At 48.0% G+C, this 16,194-nt stretch carries 16 protein-coding genes; 7 read left to right on the top strand and 9 right to left on the bottom strand.

Annotated features, from left to right (window positions below):
- Positions 1-59 precede the first annotated feature (59 nt).
- From ACOGW3_RS24055 to ACOGW3_RS24035, 5 genes are all read right to left on the bottom strand, one after another.
- Positions 60-1,565 (bottom strand): biotin carboxylase, encoded by a 1,506-nt coding sequence (locus ACOGW3_RS24055; protein ID WP_419905262.1) that lies wholly within the window; start codon positions 1,563-1,565, stop codon positions 60-62.
- Between the two features lie 66 nt (positions 1,566-1,631).
- Positions 1,632-4,403: an aminotransferase class I/II-fold pyridoxal phosphate-dependent enzyme gene (locus ACOGW3_RS24050; protein WP_419905261.1), complete on the bottom strand. Its 2,772-nt coding sequence runs from the start codon at positions 4,401-4,403 to the stop codon at positions 1,632-1,634.
- Between the two features lie 135 nt (positions 4,404-4,538).
- Positions 4,539-5,402: a carbon-nitrogen hydrolase family protein gene (locus ACOGW3_RS24045; RefSeq protein WP_419905260.1), complete on the bottom strand. Its 864-nt coding sequence runs from the start codon at positions 5,400-5,402 to the stop codon at positions 4,539-4,541.
- Between the two features lie 126 nt (positions 5,403-5,528).
- Entirely contained in the window at positions 5,529-6,812 is a 1,284-nt protein-coding gene (gene gabT / locus ACOGW3_RS24040) for a 4-aminobutyrate--2-oxoglutarate transaminase (RefSeq protein ID WP_419905259.1), read from the bottom strand.
- 77 nt (positions 6,813-6,889) lie between these two features.
- Entirely contained in the window at positions 6,890-7,534 is a 645-nt protein-coding gene (locus ACOGW3_RS24035; RefSeq protein ID WP_419905258.1) for a VOC family protein, read from the bottom strand.
- Positions 7,535-7,579: 45 nt separating this feature from the next.
- On the opposite strand from ACOGW3_RS24035, the gene ACOGW3_RS24030 reads away from it, so the two are divergent.
- Complete coding sequence (locus tag ACOGW3_RS24030; protein ID WP_419905257.1) at positions 7,580-7,993, top strand: hypothetical protein; 414 nt, start codon at positions 7,580-7,582, stop codon at positions 7,991-7,993.
- A 31-nt stretch (positions 7,994-8,024) separates the two neighbouring features.
- Positions 8,025-8,456, top strand: a complete 432-nt coding sequence (locus tag ACOGW3_RS24025; RefSeq protein ID WP_419905256.1) for a bleomycin resistance protein — start codon at positions 8,025-8,027, stop codon at positions 8,454-8,456.
- 29 nt (positions 8,457-8,485) lie between these two features.
- Here the strand turns inward: ACOGW3_RS24025 and ACOGW3_RS24020 are convergent, their stop codons facing one another.
- Positions 8,486-9,745, bottom strand: a complete 1,260-nt coding sequence (locus ACOGW3_RS24020; protein WP_419905255.1) for an NAD(P)/FAD-dependent oxidoreductase — start codon at positions 9,743-9,745, stop codon at positions 8,486-8,488.
- 211 nt (positions 9,746-9,956) lie between these two features.
- Between ACOGW3_RS24020 and ACOGW3_RS24015 the strand changes: the two genes are divergently transcribed.
- Complete coding sequence (locus ACOGW3_RS24015) at positions 9,957-10,859, top strand: LysR substrate-binding domain-containing protein (RefSeq protein WP_419905254.1); 903 nt, start codon at positions 9,957-9,959, stop codon at positions 10,857-10,859.
- Here ACOGW3_RS24015 and ACOGW3_RS24010 read toward each other — a convergent pair whose 3' ends face one another.
- Positions 10,860-11,639 carry a sulfite exporter TauE/SafE family protein gene (locus ACOGW3_RS24010; RefSeq protein WP_419905253.1) on the bottom strand — a complete coding sequence of 260 codons (780 nt, stop codon included), beginning with the start codon at positions 11,637-11,639 and terminating at the stop codon, positions 10,860-10,862.
- Between the two features lie 213 nt (positions 11,640-11,852).
- On the opposite strand from ACOGW3_RS24010, the gene tnpA reads away from it, so the two are divergent.
- On the top strand, positions 11,853-12,287 hold the full coding sequence (tnpA, locus tag ACOGW3_RS24005) for an IS200/IS605 family transposase (RefSeq protein WP_419901154.1): 435 nt from the start codon (positions 11,853-11,855) through the stop codon (positions 12,285-12,287).
- Between the two features lie 131 nt (positions 12,288-12,418).
- Positions 12,419-12,712, top strand: a complete 294-nt coding sequence (locus ACOGW3_RS24000) for a hypothetical protein (RefSeq protein ID WP_419905252.1) — start codon at positions 12,419-12,421, stop codon at positions 12,710-12,712.
- Here the strand turns inward: ACOGW3_RS24000 and ACOGW3_RS23995 are convergent.
- The gene (locus ACOGW3_RS23995; RefSeq protein WP_419901077.1) at positions 12,690-13,922 is read right to left on the bottom strand and encodes an ISL3 family transposase; all 1,233 of its coding nucleotides are present in this window, start codon (positions 13,920-13,922) and stop codon (positions 12,690-12,692) included. The two genes, ACOGW3_RS24000 and ACOGW3_RS23995, sit on opposite strands and share 23 nt — an antisense overlap.
- On the opposite strand from ACOGW3_RS23995, the gene ACOGW3_RS23990 reads away from it, so the two are divergent.
- Complete coding sequence (locus tag ACOGW3_RS23990; protein ID WP_419905251.1) at positions 13,909-14,103, top strand: hypothetical protein; 195 nt, start codon at positions 13,909-13,911, stop codon at positions 14,101-14,103. The two genes, ACOGW3_RS23995 and ACOGW3_RS23990, sit on opposite strands and share 14 nt — an antisense overlap.
- Before the next feature lie 41 nt (positions 14,104-14,144).
- Complete coding sequence (locus ACOGW3_RS23985) at positions 14,145-15,176, top strand: hypothetical protein (RefSeq protein WP_419905250.1); 1,032 nt, start codon at positions 14,145-14,147, stop codon at positions 15,174-15,176.
- 46 nt (positions 15,177-15,222) lie between these two features.
- Here ACOGW3_RS23985 and betI read toward each other — a convergent pair whose 3' ends face one another.
- A complete protein-coding gene (gene betI, locus ACOGW3_RS23980) occupies positions 15,223-15,801 on the bottom strand; it encodes a choline-responsive transcriptional repressor BetI (RefSeq protein WP_419905249.1) in 579 nt (192 codons plus the stop codon).
- Between the last annotated feature and the right edge of the window lie 393 nt (positions 15,802-16,194).

Raw genomic sequence — 16,194 nt, 5'->3', positions numbered from 1 at the left:
CCCAGATAAGGTTTTATGTTATCCGGGCTCTGTCTTTAATATCGCGATCTTGTTGTTGCCTACATGATTTTAAAGGCAGGGTCACTGACAGGGAGAGCTTCAGCAGTCGGCAAAGGCTTGGCCTTAAACTTAGACTTGATGCCTTCGATCCACTGCTTGGAGCGCTTGTTGAGCTGGAAAGCTCTGTTCATCGCCCGTCCACGGGTCACAAGGATACCGAGATCTGCGCCTTCGTAGCGATAGTCGCCGACATTGGAAATACGGAGGAAGAACGCCTCTGTATCAGAGGAAACTGCCCGGCGGTGATAGTCAAAGCGGTTGAATTCGACACTGCCATCCGGCATCAGATTCCAAATGCCACTTTCAGGCGCTTCGGTGAGAATATCGACGCTGTCGTCGGTGTGTTTGATCACCATCTGACACCAGTCATCGATGTTATCACTATCGGCCCAACGGTTGTTCAGTTCTTTGACATCGATCTTGAAGGGAACGTTGGAGAACTCAAGCAGGTGGAACAGGAACAACGGCGCATCGGCATGGGCAAAGGCGGCGTGATTGGTCATGGAGCTCGCGCCTGTCACCCGTGGGTTACACTCGCCGAGGTAAACTTCACCATCATCCTTGTCGATCAAGAAGTCGAGCTCGAAGTAACCGCGGTAGCCTTCTTTGACCAGCTGGTCGCCAAACTGTTCGGTATAGCGGCGGGACTTTTCACGGATGTCCTCATCAAAGGCATCGGGGAAAATCTCATTGCCACACCAACCGCCGCGATAAGGGGTCAGCTGTTTGAAACCAACAAGTTCCGTCATCAGCGGACCGACAAGGGTACCTTCTTTGGTGGCACAGGCTTCAACCGCAGAACCGCGGTTGTTGATGCGCTTCATGATCTTGATTTCGCCCTGACCGACGATCTCTTTTTCATGACGCTTAAAGTCTTTTTCGGTCTTGATGAAGAAGGTGGTATGACCGGAATCACCAAAGGCGGACTGGAGAACCAAGTCTGTGCCTACTGGTTTGGCGACTTCTTGCAAGTGCTTCCAGCTGTTTACCTTACTGAGCACGTTTGGCACACTCGGCACGCCGGCGGCATTACCAATGCGGACGGTTTCGATTTTGTGATCGATCTTCTCGCGCAGGGATGCTTTGGGGAACCAGACGTCGATCTTCAGTTCTTTACAGATTTTTTCAATCCGGGCATCAAACATCAAGAACACCACTTTGGGTTTCTTTTTGCAGGCTTTGATCTGGTCGATGACTTCTTTGTGCTCGAGCAAATAGACGTTGATGTCTTCGATGGACTCAAATTCCTGATGTTCGATTTCTGTTGGTACAAACACGTTGGGGTGTCGGCCGTCAAAGCAATCAATATAACTAATGAATTTAAAGTTTCGGCACCATTCATCGATACCAAGTAGATTGAAGTTTGTTGCACTTATAAAAAAGATCGGCTGTTCGTTGCGATGAAAAAATCGCCGAATTTCCGAGATATTATCCAATGTTTTTGCCACCTTCTTTGGTGACTTTTTCCCAGTAGCCTTCGTTTTTTTTGCGACAATACTGTCCATATTTAAGCTCCCTGTTTTGGTATTTATATGTCTGATTAATTCAGTTTTATATTTTGGTTTTGATTTTCATTTCTTGTTTTGCATCTGGCGTTCGATCGCCTCTTGGGTAAATACCCGCAGTCCCAGTTCCGGGCGGTACCCATGGATTTCCTTCACATCAAGGTTGCGCAGGAATTCGATAATCTCGGTGCTGGCAACCTGACCGGGGACCAGAATTGGAAAGCCCGGCGGATAGGGGATGATAAAGGATGCAGAAACAACATCTCTTCCCTCTGCCATCGCGTTATCGATCGAATTGTCGTTCAGGCTGAGGTATTCACAGTTTTCGGCATCGTAGGCCAGGAAGAACGGAGTTCTGGAATCCCCTTCGGCAACTTCACCAGAGAGATCGTGCCTGAAGGCATCGTGGAAGCGAGAGAAATCCGGCAACGGCGGGAGTTCTTCCACCATTGATTTGACGTTGGCTTCGTGGATTTTACGTTCAGCCGGGCTCATGTCTTCGAGCTGCTGTTCGAGCTCGTGAGCAATTTTGACCAGTACCTCGATCAGATAGGCAACAGAACTACGCGTGGTGCCGATGTTGGTCATAAACAAGACGGAATTACGCGATGTCTTGTTTATCTGAATACCGTATTTATCCATCAAGATCTTGTTCTTGAAGGTATCGCCATCCATACCGGTGTCACCGACAAAGAGGGTGATCCGGGTGGCATCCAGACAGAATTCATCCTTTTCCCAAGCGTTCCAGATATCATTCCAGCCCTGATCAGGGTCGTAGTAACTTTCGATGCCAGACTGGCGATATTCAGCAGGGACCACATCACCCACAGTGAGAATGCGGAAGTATTTACGCAACATTGGATGGGTCATGATGCTCTGGCGCAGAACCATGGCCATTTCGACCTGCTTTTGCACCAGCTCGAACCCTTCCAATTCGACCTGACGACGGCCCACATCCAGCGAGGCCAGAATTTGGTAGTTTGGCGAGGTAGAGGTGTGGGTCATGTAGGCTTCGTGGAACGCTTCTTCGACCTTTGATTTATAATCCTGATCGTAGATGTGGATCATGGATCCCTGTCGCAACGCGGTCAGGGTTTTATGAGTTGATTGCGTTGAATATGTTCGAATGCGTACCTTATCCGGATCTGGATAGAGACGCCTGTTTGACCAGGTCTCGATGTCATCCGGGTCGAGCCCTTCGGTTTCGTTTTTGAAGGCCTCGTACTCTTCGCGGTAGCCTTCCGACTTGTAACGTGAGATGAGCTCTGAGGCAGAGAACATGGCGGTGCGTTGGCGATAAGTCGGGCCGAAACGGGCAAAACCAAACCAGGCTTCATCCCAGAGGAAAACCAGATCGGGTTTGATCGCCAGACATTCTTCCATCACCCGCTGCACATTGTAGATAATGCCGTCAAAGGTACAGTTGGTCAGAAGCAGCATCTTGACGCGGTCAAGTTTGCCTTCGCTGCGCAGACGCAAGAGTTTCTCTTTGATGGTGCGCAAGGGTACCGCACCATACATGGAATATTCGCTCAAGGGATAGGAATCTAGATAGACCACGTTGGCCCCGGCGAGGACCATGCCGTAGTGATGGGATTTGTGGCAATCGCGATCGACCAGCACAATGTCATCCGGGCGCACCAGTGCCTGAACCACAATCTTATTACAGGTCGAGGTTCCGTTGGTGGCAAAGAAGGTGACTTTGGAGCCAAAAGCCCGGGCTGTAAGGTCCTGAGCTTCCTTGATCGGGCCTTGGGGCTCAAGCAGAGAGTCCAAACCGCCGGATGTGGAAGAGGTCTCAGCCAGGAAAATGTTGAGGCCATAAAACTCGCCCATGTCCTGGATCCAATGGGACTTGATGATGGACTTGCCGCGAGAGATCGGCATGGCGTGAAACACGCCTGTTGGTTTCTCTGAATACTTTTTCAGAGCCGTAAAGAACGGTGTTCTGTAACGGTCATCAATGCCGCGCAGAATGTTCAGATGCAGTTCAAAGAAGTCTTCGCTGTTGTAGAAAACCCGGCGACAGGTTTTTCCAACTTTGCCGGCGATGTCCTCGACTGATTGATCCGTAACCAGGAACAGGTCCAGCTCTGGGCGGATACGGGAAATCGCATCAGCCAGGATGATGGCGTATTCACTGCTATCTGCTGTATCGATGCCGTCGACTTTTGCGTCACGCAAAAACTTGTTCAGGACAGGCAAGCCATTTTCTGAATGCAGATCAAATCCAAAACGGATCACAACCGATTGGATGCTGTGATTAAAAGACGCCGCGATCAGGGCATCGTCCAGACTTGGCACAAATACGGGCGCATAGGTAAAGCGGTCTTCATCGCTGCGCATGGCAGCCAGTGCCGAACGTTGTGCTTCTTGTTGAGCATCAGACAGGTCATCGACGATGAGGACTTCAAAATAGGGGCGTTTGCGCGCGCGGTCGAAATTGGCATAGCCGTCGGGCTCAATCGTGGCATCGCGATCGGCTTCGGTTTCGGTATCACCGTTGAGGTGGATATGTTTTCGCCTATATTCGCCACTTAAAAGGGCGGTGGCTATGCGCTTCACTTTGTTGGAGAGTTTTTGGTATTCTTCTTGCTGTTCGTCACGGATCAGTTGCTTGAATACTTGTTGACCTGGAAAGGCCCAGTAAACTTCGACGGGTGCGAGATAGTCGAGGAGTTCACGCACTTTTACCAAGTGTTTATCCGTATTGGGACCACCGTTTGCCAGCTGTTGGGCGGTGTTTTTTAGTTTATTCCAAGTGTCGATACGAAATTGTGAGGCATTGTAATAATGGCTGAGCGATTTCTTATTATAAATCTTCTTAGCTTTCTCCATATGTTCCTCTTCCCTGCTGCATCTTTTTTAGATGCTGGTTTTTTATTTTTTTATTGCCTGTTTTTAGTGCGTACTCATTTTTATTTTTTGTGACGAAGTTTTCTGCGAGCTTCGTTTCTATCGGTTAATGTTGGGTCAATTATGCGGGTGGCGGCGTGCCATCTGCAGTGGTCCAAGACTATCATGGTACTCGTGATTGAATTTGTCATCATCATAAACAGAAAAATCGACATTCTTGTCTCTGAAGCTCTTGAGAACCTGTCCCAATCCGTTCTGTCCGAGTGAGCGTTGGTGGCGAACCAGATCCATATCGATCTCGATCGGGATAATCTCTTCGCTGCCACGTGCTTCATAGAGCATGTTACCGCCAGGCCCGACCACACAGGATCGACCAATGCCGCCAGCCCCGATGCCGTTGATGTCAAAAACATAACACTGGAATTGGGCTGCGGTTGCGCGGGCGATTGCCAGTTCCACATCGCGGTCAGTTGTGCCGGTTAGGACCGGGTGTAGCAGAACTTCCGCGCCCATCGCGGCGAGGGTGCGTGTCGTTTCCGGGAACCAGATGTCATAGCAAATCGAAAAGCCAAAACGTCCAACCTGTGGGACGTCAAAAACCAGAAACTCGGTGCCGCCTGTAACCCCTTGCTCGTAAGGCATAAAGGGAAACATTTTGTCATAGCGGCCAACGACGACACCTTCGGGATTTATCACAACAGATGTATTGAACACAGCGTCTTCCCTGCGCTCAAACATTGATCCTGGTATGATCCAGATCCCGTGTTGCACGGCGAGTTCTTGAAAGATCTCTATCTGGTCGGTGATCGTTTCAGGGTGATTATCAATAAGCGGGCCAAAGGGAGCCAACTCGCTAAAAATAACCATGTTGATCCACGGAAAGCGCGCGAGTGCAACTTCTGTCCGCAGCTTCATGGCGGAAACGTTTTCATGCGTTGCAGATACATACATTTGTATGCCTGCAATAGAAAATGGCGTCATATGTTTCTTTTCACGTTTTTATTGCTGACGTAAGTGCCTAAATGTGCCCCAAATATGCAGGGTGATTAGATTAAATCTTCACCCCGCACAGGGTTTTATGCGTTACGTCAGGTACCAAAGACACCATTACCGAGCATCAGAAATGCATTGAGCAAGCGATGCTTCCAATACGTCCAAACCTTCGTCGACCAAGGCGTCTTCTGCCGTGAGAGGAACCAGAATTCGGATCGTGTTTCCATATATACCACAAGATAAAAGAATAAGCCCATTTTCCATTGCTTTGGCGCAAAGAGCCTTTGCCAAGGCAGGATCCGGAGCGTCGCCTTCCATCAATTCAAAAGCAATCATACCACCAAGATTGCGAATGTCACCTATGACGGCGCCTGCGTTGGTTTTTGAAAAGTCACGCAGTCGCGCAACAGTTTTTTCACCGAGCATTTCCGCTTTGTCGTTTAGCTTTTCAGCTTCGATCACGTCCAAAACGGCGAGGGCTGCCGCACAGCCTATCGGGCTGCCGCCATAGGTGCCGCCCAAACCGCCGGGAGCGGGCGCATCCATAATTTCTGCTTTACCAATGACACCAGAGAGCGGGAAGCCACCGGCGAGACTTTTGGCTATGGTAATCATATCTGGTTCAATGCCAGCGTGTTCAATGGCGAGGGTACGGCCGGTACGGGCAAAGCCGGTTTGGATTTCATCGGCAATCAGCAAGATGCCATGCTCATCACAAATCGCACGCAATTTTTGCATGAACTCGGGAGAGGCAATGTAAAAGCCCCCTTCGCCCTGGACCGGTTCAATGATAATCGCGGCAATTCGGTTGGGGTCAACGTCAGCTTTGAAAACGGTGTTGAGAGCAGCGAGTGAATCTTCTTCGCTGATACCATGATTGGCCATGGGATAAGGCACATGGAAAATATCAGCAGGGAAGGGGCCAAAGCCTACTTTATAGGGCACAACCTTACCGGTCAGACCCATGGTCAGATTGGTGCGGCCGTGAAAACCACCGGAAAAAGCGATCACACCCGGGCGCCCGGTATGGGCCCGGGCAATCTTAATCGCGTTTTCAACGGCTTCGGCACCAGTGGTGAGAAACAGGGTTTTCTTCGGTGTTGGTCCCGGAGCAATCTTGTTCAGGCGCTCAGCCAGCTCAACATAGCTTTCGTAGGGAACAACCTGATAAGCCGTATGGGTAAAGCGCTCCATCTGTTCTTGAACACGAGACATAACCGTCGGGTGACGATGACCGGTGTTTAGAACCGCAATGCCACCAGCAAAGTCGATAAAGCGTTTGCCTTCGACATCCCAAAGTTCGGCATTTTCCGCCCGATCCGCAAAAACATTGGTTGCTGTTGCGACGCCGCGGGGAACGGCGTTATCACGCCGTGCAGACAGAGAGCTATTATCCATAATACTTTACCTTACCTCATTACCGACACCAAAACCTGTTTTCGTCTTGGGTCTGATTGCCCTGTTTTTATTTCAGCCTAGCTGTTCAATGCTTCACTGATATCAATGACTGGAACTGCGTCTTGGTCAGAAAGAGAAGCCTCAATCACGACTTCTTCCGCACTGACTTCAAGATCTGCAACTTCAAGATCTGCTTCAGTCTCTACAGCCGTAAGCTCTGCAAAACGTTTTTCGATCTCGTCTTTGCTCAGGTTTTCGATCTTTTTGCTCAGGATCCAAACGTGGCCGAAAGCATCGACAATTTTACCTGTACGCTCACCCCAATAGGTATCTTCGAGCGGAAGAACAACAGCGGCCTGTGCTTCTACTGCACGGTCCCAGGCATCATCAATGTCCGCGAGATAAAGCTGAACCGCGTTGGAAGTGCCCCCAAGGGAGATCGGTGACAAGATGCCGTATGCTGGCATTTCATCGTTCAGGTGAATAATCGAATTTCCGATTTTGAGCTCGGCACGTAGAATGGTGATGCCATCTACGTCGACAATTCGGGAGAGTTCTTTTGCACCAAACACCGAAGCGTAAAACTCAATCGCTGCGGCTGCGTTTTTCACCACAAGAACGGGTGTAGATGTGTGATAACCTTTTGGTACCGGGTTAATCTTGCGCGCCATCTTAAGCATATCCTCTTTGACAGGTTCGGTCTGGATGGTAATATTCTCCAAACATCATGCCTCATGCTGTATCAAAAAAAGGAAGCTGTCAACACCATGGACCAAGATGTAAATTTGGGCGTTACAATGGCTGTCACTCAGGCCGATCTTGTTTATCTTCGTCAAACGGCAAGATTAGGTGAGTTTCCAGTGGTTTACCGTGTCCATCGTCAGCAAAAAGGTGGCGGTTTTGGCGATCAAAGCAAACATCCCTTTTCCTGGGGAGTACTGGTTTATGTGGATACACAACTCGCCCGGATAAATTCTGCGCGGGGCTTTGGGCGTGAGTGGAATGACCTAGCGCGGGTCGAAGTATGGCTGCGTGCACAAGGTTTCAGATATTGGTGGACCCGAAATGATCTCGAACCCGTTGGCGAATTCCAAGGTTTGGAAGAAGACGATGAAGAAGCCGGCACTGTGGAAAATCCTGGGAGCAATTTTCCGGACCCTGGTACCGAGTTCGGATATTAGGCCCTAATAAACAGACAATCTGGAAATTAATATGTCGCGCTGTAAAGTCGTCCCGGAACTGCTCTGTTCTAACCTGGATGTCAGTCTTGATTTTTATCTTAAGCTTGCGGGATTTGAAGTCCTTTATGACAGGCCGGAAAATCGTTTTGCCTATCTCGGACTGGACGGGGCCGAGCTTATGTTGGATGAAACACCTGAGATTTCCGATGATGAGGGTGACTGGTGGACGGCACGGGCGACCAAACCTTATGGCCGCGGGATCAATCTTCAAATCGAAGTCTCTGACGTTCAAGCTATTCATGACCGTCTCGCGGAAGCTAAGTGGCCCCTGTTTCGTCCTCTGGAAGATCAATGGTATCGCGCGGGTGATATAGAAGTCGGCAACCGAGAATTCCTGGTTCAAGACCCGGATGGCTATCTTTTACGCTTTTTTAGCGATCTTGGTGAGCGCACAACGCCGTAGTTTTCTCCTGATATTGTTAAAGCCATTCTCTATTGAAACCGTTGTGGGCAATAGGGCGAGATGTCGAATGGGGTTGGTTCGCCCCCAATCAGCGAAGCGACGATTTTTCCGGTAATACCCCCAAGGGTTAGGCCGACATGCTGATGGCCAAAAGCCAGGATGATATTTTTATCTCGGGGTGAAGGTCCTATGACGGGGAGAGCATCGGGCATACTTGGTCGGAAACCAAGCCAGGAACTTTCCCGAGCCCCGAGACCAGGGAGAGCTTGTTTGGCTGTTTTCTCCAGATAACTCAGGAGTTGTTCGGTGTAGTTACCTTGCAGTCCACCGAGCTCAACGGTTCCGGCGATGCGGATCTGGTTAACGAGCGGTGTCATGTAAAAACCTTTTTCAGCCCAACCTACGGGGCGATTAAGGCCTGTCTTTGATCCTGCCAACATGATGTGATAGCCGCGTTCGGTATCCAGGGGCATCTTACCTGAGAGCCAAGGCAACAAATCGAGGGCATGCGCACCGGCAGCGATAACGGCTTTGTCCGCCCGGATCGTCTTGTCACCGTATATGATACCAATATTTTCTGCCTCAGAGCTTTCTATTTCACTAACATTCCCAGATATGAAAGTTCCTCCCTGCGTCACAAAGTGAGCGGTAAGTCTTTTAATGAGCTTACCCGGAAAAAGAAACTGGAAAGCTTTGTCAAAGTACACTCCTCTATGGAACAGATGCTCTAGATTTGGTTCCATGTCATAGATCTCACCAGCACTAATTTCATGTAGGGACACACCGCGTTCTTGGCGGGTGCGAATATCTGGGCGCGCGGCTTCATAACCTTTGGCGGTATTGTACAAGTATAGACAGCCACGGCGTTTAATGAGATCTGTCGCATAGGCGTCTTCGATCAAGGGCATGAGACCGCTCTCGGCATGGGACAAAATTACGGCCAGTGCATCGATAATATGGGTGACTTTGTGGGGGCGACAGTTGGCCAGGAACTGCGCAAGCCAGGGGAGCATGCGGTGAATATAATTCCACTTGATCGCAAGAGGACTGTCTTTGCGTAAGATCATACCGGGTGCTTGAAAGGGGAGAGAGGGTGAGTTTATGGGGATGCAGGCATAATCGGCAAAGGTACAGGAACTGCCGCTGGCGGTACTCTCTCCGGGTGGTAGCCGATCGATAATACAAACTGATTTACCGCTTCTCTGTAGCCACAAAGCACAAGAAATGCCGACCATTCCTGCCCCGACAATGGCGACATCGTATTTTTGTTCTTTGTACCCGGGCATCATTCAAATCTCTAACTTTTACTCTAACTTATTCAGGCGCCGCAGAGAGCTTAACGTCTCTGGCGAAGGCCCATAAGGGCGATAATAATTGCTGGGTGCCAAGTTTTTATTGCCACCTTCGTTCTAGCACGTAAATATCTGGTTGTGTGAAAACATGTCCTACGCGTGAATATAGAAAGATTGATAGATGAGTTTGAGGAAATCCCTCCCGCCCATGAGCTGCCTCACAGCCTTTGAGGCGGCAGCACGGTATCAAAATTTTCGTCAGGCATCCGAAGAGTTACATGTGACCAGAGAGGCGATAAGTCGACAGGTTCGCTTGCTAGAAAAGTTTGTCGGTGGAGAGCTGTTTGTGCGTCATCACACCGGGGTGAAACTGACACCTACGGGCTTGACGTTATTCACGTCGATAACACCTTTGTTACAGGGATTGTCAGAGACATTTTCTGATATTTCAGTGTCGGAGAATTTATCAGAATGCCGCCTCAAAATCACGACGACGATAAAGTTCGCCACTCTTTGGCTATCCCGGCGGATCATAGATTTCAATGAAAAATACCCGCATATCAATGTTGAAGTTGTGGTGAACGATCAGATTTTGGATCTGAGTGAGAATAACATTGATCTCGCAATTCGGTATGGGGCGGGACAATGGGATAATGCGGATGTCATAGCAACACTGATTGACTGTGTTCACTATTTTCTGATTTGCAGCCCATCATTTTTGAAAAAATTACCGAGCCCAGCAGGTGTGGATGATATCGCAAAATCAAGGTTGCTTTATCTGACCGGAGATCCGCATGAGTGGGAAAACTGGGATGCCTGGTTTAACGCGTTTGGCGGCAGGGATATCCAGAAATCAAATATTATCGCCTTTGATAATTACACCAGCATTCTTCAAGCCGTGATTGGTGGGCATGGTGTGGCGCTGGGGTGGGATGTGGTTGTCAACGATCTCTTAAAAGACGGAACTGTTGTGTGCCCTGTAGAAGAGAAGGTGAAATCGGTAAATGGCTATTCCTTGGTTCAGCCCCCCTCAAAGCCGACCAGTCAGGTAATGCAGCTGTTCATTGATTGGGTGACACAAGAAGTTAGAGAAACGAAAAAAGGCCAATAACTAACTGCTTAAGCTTGATGTCATGGCCCCGTAAATCAGTTTTATACCAGTTAAAAACACGGCTCCGTAGATCAGGCGATAGAACAAAATGTGAGAAACACGTTTATTAAGCCAAACCCCGAGAAAAAATCCAACGGGGACAACAGGAACAAACAAAGCAGTTGTGATGAGGACCTCAAGGGTAAGTTGTCCGGTGTAAATATAAGCAGGCAACTTGGTTGCATTTACCAGAGCAAAAAACCACACCCCTGTAGCCGCAAAGGTCGCTTTGTCCAATTTTTTTGGTAACAGATAAGTGTGATATGGCGGAGATCCTGCGTGAGCGATATAGCTGGTGTAGCCCGCAATCGATCCCCAGAAAACACCAGCCGGGCTTGGGGCCGGGGGCTGGTTAGAGAACACTTTTTTTGGCCACCAACTGTAGAGACAAAAACTAACCGCGATCACACCAACCATCAAACGGACATCATCCGGATCGACAAATTGTGCCGTTGCGGCACCGACGAGAATACCGATAAATGCACCGGGCAGAAGCATTGAAAGGTTGCGCCAATCCGCATTGCTACGCCAGGCAAAGATCCCAATTCCATCCATGATGAGCAAGAGGGGAAGCATAATCGCTGCGGCGGTAATGGGGGACACGACGAGCGAGAGAATGGGGACCGAAAGAAGGGCAATCCCGCCAAAGCCCCCCTTCGATATGCCGGTGATGATGACGGCAATAAAGCCGACCACATAAAACCAGGGATCAGAAGGCAAATTTGATAACAGAGATGTCATTGGCAAAGAAGCAATCTTTCGTCGACACTAACTACCCAAAACCGGGAGGCGATGGGGCAAATAATTTTTAAATTTATGAAGATGGAAGCACGATGTTAACACTAATTTAATCCGGTAAACCCCCGGCTATGCCGGGGGACTCTCAATGGTTTGACCGTTCCCACGGTCTTACATTTCTTTGTTTATTGACCAAAATAACAAAGGAATTAGCCGATGAGAGATTACAAAAGCCTTGCACATACGAGATGGGATTGTAAATACCACGTGGTTTTCATCCCTAAACGCAGGCAAAAAGTTATCTATGGCAACCTACGTCAGTATCTTGGTGAAATTTTCCATGAACTGGCCGGGCATCGCGAAAGTAAGATTGAGGAGGGCCATTTGATGCCGGATCACATTCACATGTGTATCAGCATACCGCCCAAACATGCTGTTTCAAAAGTCGTTGGATACCTAAAAGGAAAAAGCGCGATTGCCATAGCTCGAAAATTCAAAAATAAAGCACGGAATTTCAAGGGTGAAAATTTTTGGGCCCGTGGATATTTCGTCTCAACTGTAGGGCTCGATGAACAGATGGTGAGGGAGTATATCAGAACGCAAGAAGAGCGTGATAAGTACTTTGACCAAATGGATATATTCAATCCATAACCGCTTTAGCGGTTCCCAATTTGCCCCTTTAAGGGGCTCACCCGCTTAAGCCCCCGGCTTTGCCGGGGGTCATTTAACTTGGACATTTCAGTGTAATCTTTGCTAAATGTCAATGAGTAGGAGCTCTACGCTTGGTTTCCCCCTTGCCATCTCTACAGAGTTTTGCCTCTTTAAACAGTCAATCTGACCCGGCTGATGTTAAGAGCGCGGTTGTTGCTGTCATCAAGGACTTACGCACAACGATAGAAAATACCCGCGACACGGCCAAGTCGCGTAAATCTATTGCCGAGCTCCTTGAGTTTCTTAATGGCCTTCATGCGAAAGTTCATCCTGGTCGGGTTGAGCTGGCACAATCAATTTCGCAAGAAATTATTCGGCACTTCTCCGCTTTGTTGAGTAGATTTAGGATTTCAAATAGAGCATAGATTGATTATCTGGAATGGATGATTGTCTAATTTTGAGTTTGAAGTATTCGGTATCCTTGATGCCTCTGGCTCGCTTACGGATCATTCCTATACTGACATTACCAGCCTCTATCCTGGCGCTTGTGAGCTTGTGTTTGGCGTAGTTGCAGATGCCCACACAATGTTTCCGTAGGGATTTCGCGAACTTTTTTAGATAGAGCATCTGTGACTGATCTGCTATCAGGCACCAACGTTCCAGTTGCTCCGCCATCGCCTCAAATGAAGCGGCACTCCACAGCAGCTGAAGCTGTTCTTTCAAGACGTAAAGTGCATTCAGGTTGCTATTGCTCTCCAGCAACCTTTGCAGCTTGTCACTTTGTTTTTCACTCAACTTATCCGCATTTTTGAGCAACAGATAATGTGTCCCTTTCATCAACTCTTTACCACTTGGATCGGCCTTTCTGAACTCAAGTCGACGCTGATTATGGATAGCTTTGCTGTAGTTTTTCATGACGTGGAAACGGTCAAATACTATGTCGGCCAACGGCAAGGACTCTCTGACAGCCTTTTGGTAGGCAGGCCCCATATCCATCGCTACGGCCTTTATTTTGCAGGCTGTATCTGGTTGCAGTTGTTTCAAAAACCTTGAAAAAACCTCGGCAGTTCGGCCTGCTTCAACCCAGATCAGATGACCGCCAACCATATCGTAGACCACCGTCATGTAGTCATGACCTTTCGCCCGGGCAACTTCATCTACACCAATATATTCCAAGCCAGTTAGCTCTGCAGGATCAAGCGTAGGGAGAGTTTCAATAAGGTATGCCCTGTCGATATTCTTGACCGTTTCCCATCGTATATCCAAATGTCTGGAAACCGCTTGAATAGACATATGCCGACATAATCCACTGATCAGTCGGCAAAATCGGTGAGTGAAACGGCACCCTTTATCAACAAAATCACACCCCTCAATGCGGCGTTCGCCCTTGTTAATATAAACCTGCGCCAGCTCAATCTCGACCACACAAGGATACCCAAAAAGGGGGATGTCGTTTACTTGTCGGCGGACATGCTGGTTGATGCTTCCCTTCTGGCCTGTAGCAGGGTCTATAGCCCTCCTACGCGCGTCTCGGCTGCAGTGAATGACAATCTTAACACCGCCGTCATCCAGTTTAATTTCATTTACACGTTGCCCTTTGAGGCCTAAAATATGCTGCGAGATGTTGATTGTCATATACCTGCTCTATGTAAAGTTATCAGAAACCATACATATCAACAGGTTACTTGGCGGTCGGCATCTTTTTCTACTCAACAAAGCGGAGAAGAGCCAATTATTCCGTTGCTCTATAGTAAAAAGAGCACTCAAAAAGTCGAAATTGACGATTATAAGCACTTACAGGCTGAATCGATGCTGATTAATCATTTGTGTAATCAGTTCGGGGATGTTTTGGCTTATATGCGGGGAGAACTGTCTGGTCATCCTGGTTTTCGTAAAGGGCGAAGAAGGGAGCTGATACCCTCTCTTTGTCTTTTTGATCCAGTTTATGCTTCTGGCCTTCGAGACTTGCTTAACCTGTTGCTCATCGCACGTTTTCGCAACAAAACTATCGAAGTTAATATCTATGAGCCGCTTAGAAGAGACTATTTAAATAAAGGCAAAAATGCCGCAAGTTTTTTTGACCATAAAAAGGATTATCTCTCAGACCAAATTAGTAAATTATTTAGCTGGTTAAACGAGGTTGAAGACAGATTATTATACAATCGTTCTTCCAACACTGGCGTAGATGATGCCGAATATTCCAAAGAAGAAAACCTGGTCCTGGAGCTACTCGACAAATTAAAGGTTCATTCCGAAGACAACAGATATTTCCTCCCCAAAGCGGCAGGATTTAAACTCATAAACTGTTTGTATAACTTGGACAAAAAGCGGTTTATTAGCGGGGTTAAAGCTCTTCAGAATGCAGTGAAATATGGAGATGATCATAATTATGTGGTTCGTCAGGTCGATAAACTCATCAATGAGATTGACGGGATTGATTTTGATGTGATTGCCCTTTCTGCCTACATGATCGGTGAAAAAGAGAGCTGTTTAAGTTACCGAGCCCTTCAGGATGCCTGTATCGGGTCCGCGAGAAACCGATCCGGTATGCTCGACGCACGGCCTTTGATCTCAGCGGAGTTGGGGCGTCAACCGATACATCTGGCGAAGATGATTACAATCACAGCAGAAGGGGTTACGGGCGATATCAGTGAATTTGAAGTCATGCTTGACCTCTTTAAAACAAATATCAAGGAAATCAATAAGCTCCGTTTTGAACAAGAGATTAAATCCTGTATCGGTATCTTACTTGGTTCGGACACGATGTATCCACTTGTTAAGTGGCTTGGGGATGAAAAGGCAGAGGAGGGAAGCTGTTTTCTACGTATGCAACAAGTACTAGCGGCAGTTAAGAAAAAGTGGGGAACACAAGATCTCATTCAGGTTTAATCTGTGTATGTCGCAGGATAAACACTCTTGGTAAATGACTTGTAACTCAATCCTTTAATAAACGATCGATAACCTTTTTGACCTGGCGTCGTTCTTCTGGCGGGTCGAGTTGTTTAGAAGCCTGCGCGGCCTGAAGCCAAACGCCGTCCATGTAGGCTTGCAGGGCACGTCTTGCGACTTCGCATTCTTCGGGTGGTAATAATAGTTTTAGCTCAGCATGAAAGTTGCTGCGGACACGGGCACGATTGATTTTGTGCAGGCGGGCGAGGGCGTCTTCGTAGGGCGCGTTGGCCCAAAATTGAGTCCAGACGCTACATTGTTCGACGGAAAAAAGCTTGTTGTCAAAGTTGCTTTGCGCCATGGCAATAAGGCGCTCACGCGGATTGCTCGCATCTGAAAGCCGCTCAAGCGTTGCGTCACGCAATATATTCAACAGCCGGCGCATGGTCGCGCCCAACAGGCCTTCTTTGCTGCCAAAGTAATAATGAATGCTACCTGCGGCAGTATCAGCTTCTCGTGCGATCTGAATGATGGTTACTGCCGCGTAGCCATGTTGATGGATCGCCGTTATGGCGGCATCGATCAGTTCGCCATGACGGATTTCCTTTATCGGCTTTCGGCCCATTCATTTTTTCCTGTTTTTTCTCACTCATGAATACTGAGCGTCATATTCTTTGCTTCGTTATAGATCAAAACGACCATTTTGAACCAGATAAAATATTTCAGGTATCACCCACTGACTAAAAGTCAATTCTCTACCTTCCCAGGAGGTAAGGGGAATTGCTGGATTTCCTTAAGGACTGGATACCCGTTGCCTTGGTGCCAAAAAATTGTCAGCAGCAATAATCAACAGACCATTACTGCTTGGATTCATCCTGTTTTAATTTGTTCACAGGCTGCGATAAGAAAAAAATATTCACTTATGAAATAAATACTTAAGTTTATAAATTGAATGACCATTCAATTTTTTAATTAATCAGCCAATTAATGTGTTATAACTGCCTCTTCAGCCTTGGAA

The sequence above is a fragment of the Kiloniella sp. genome (genome assembly GCF_965205715.1).
Lineage (GTDB): Bacteria > Pseudomonadota > Alphaproteobacteria > Kiloniellales > Kiloniellaceae > Kiloniella.
Note: the sequence above shows the minus strand (reverse complement) of the source record. Positions and strands in the feature narration are given on the sequence as shown.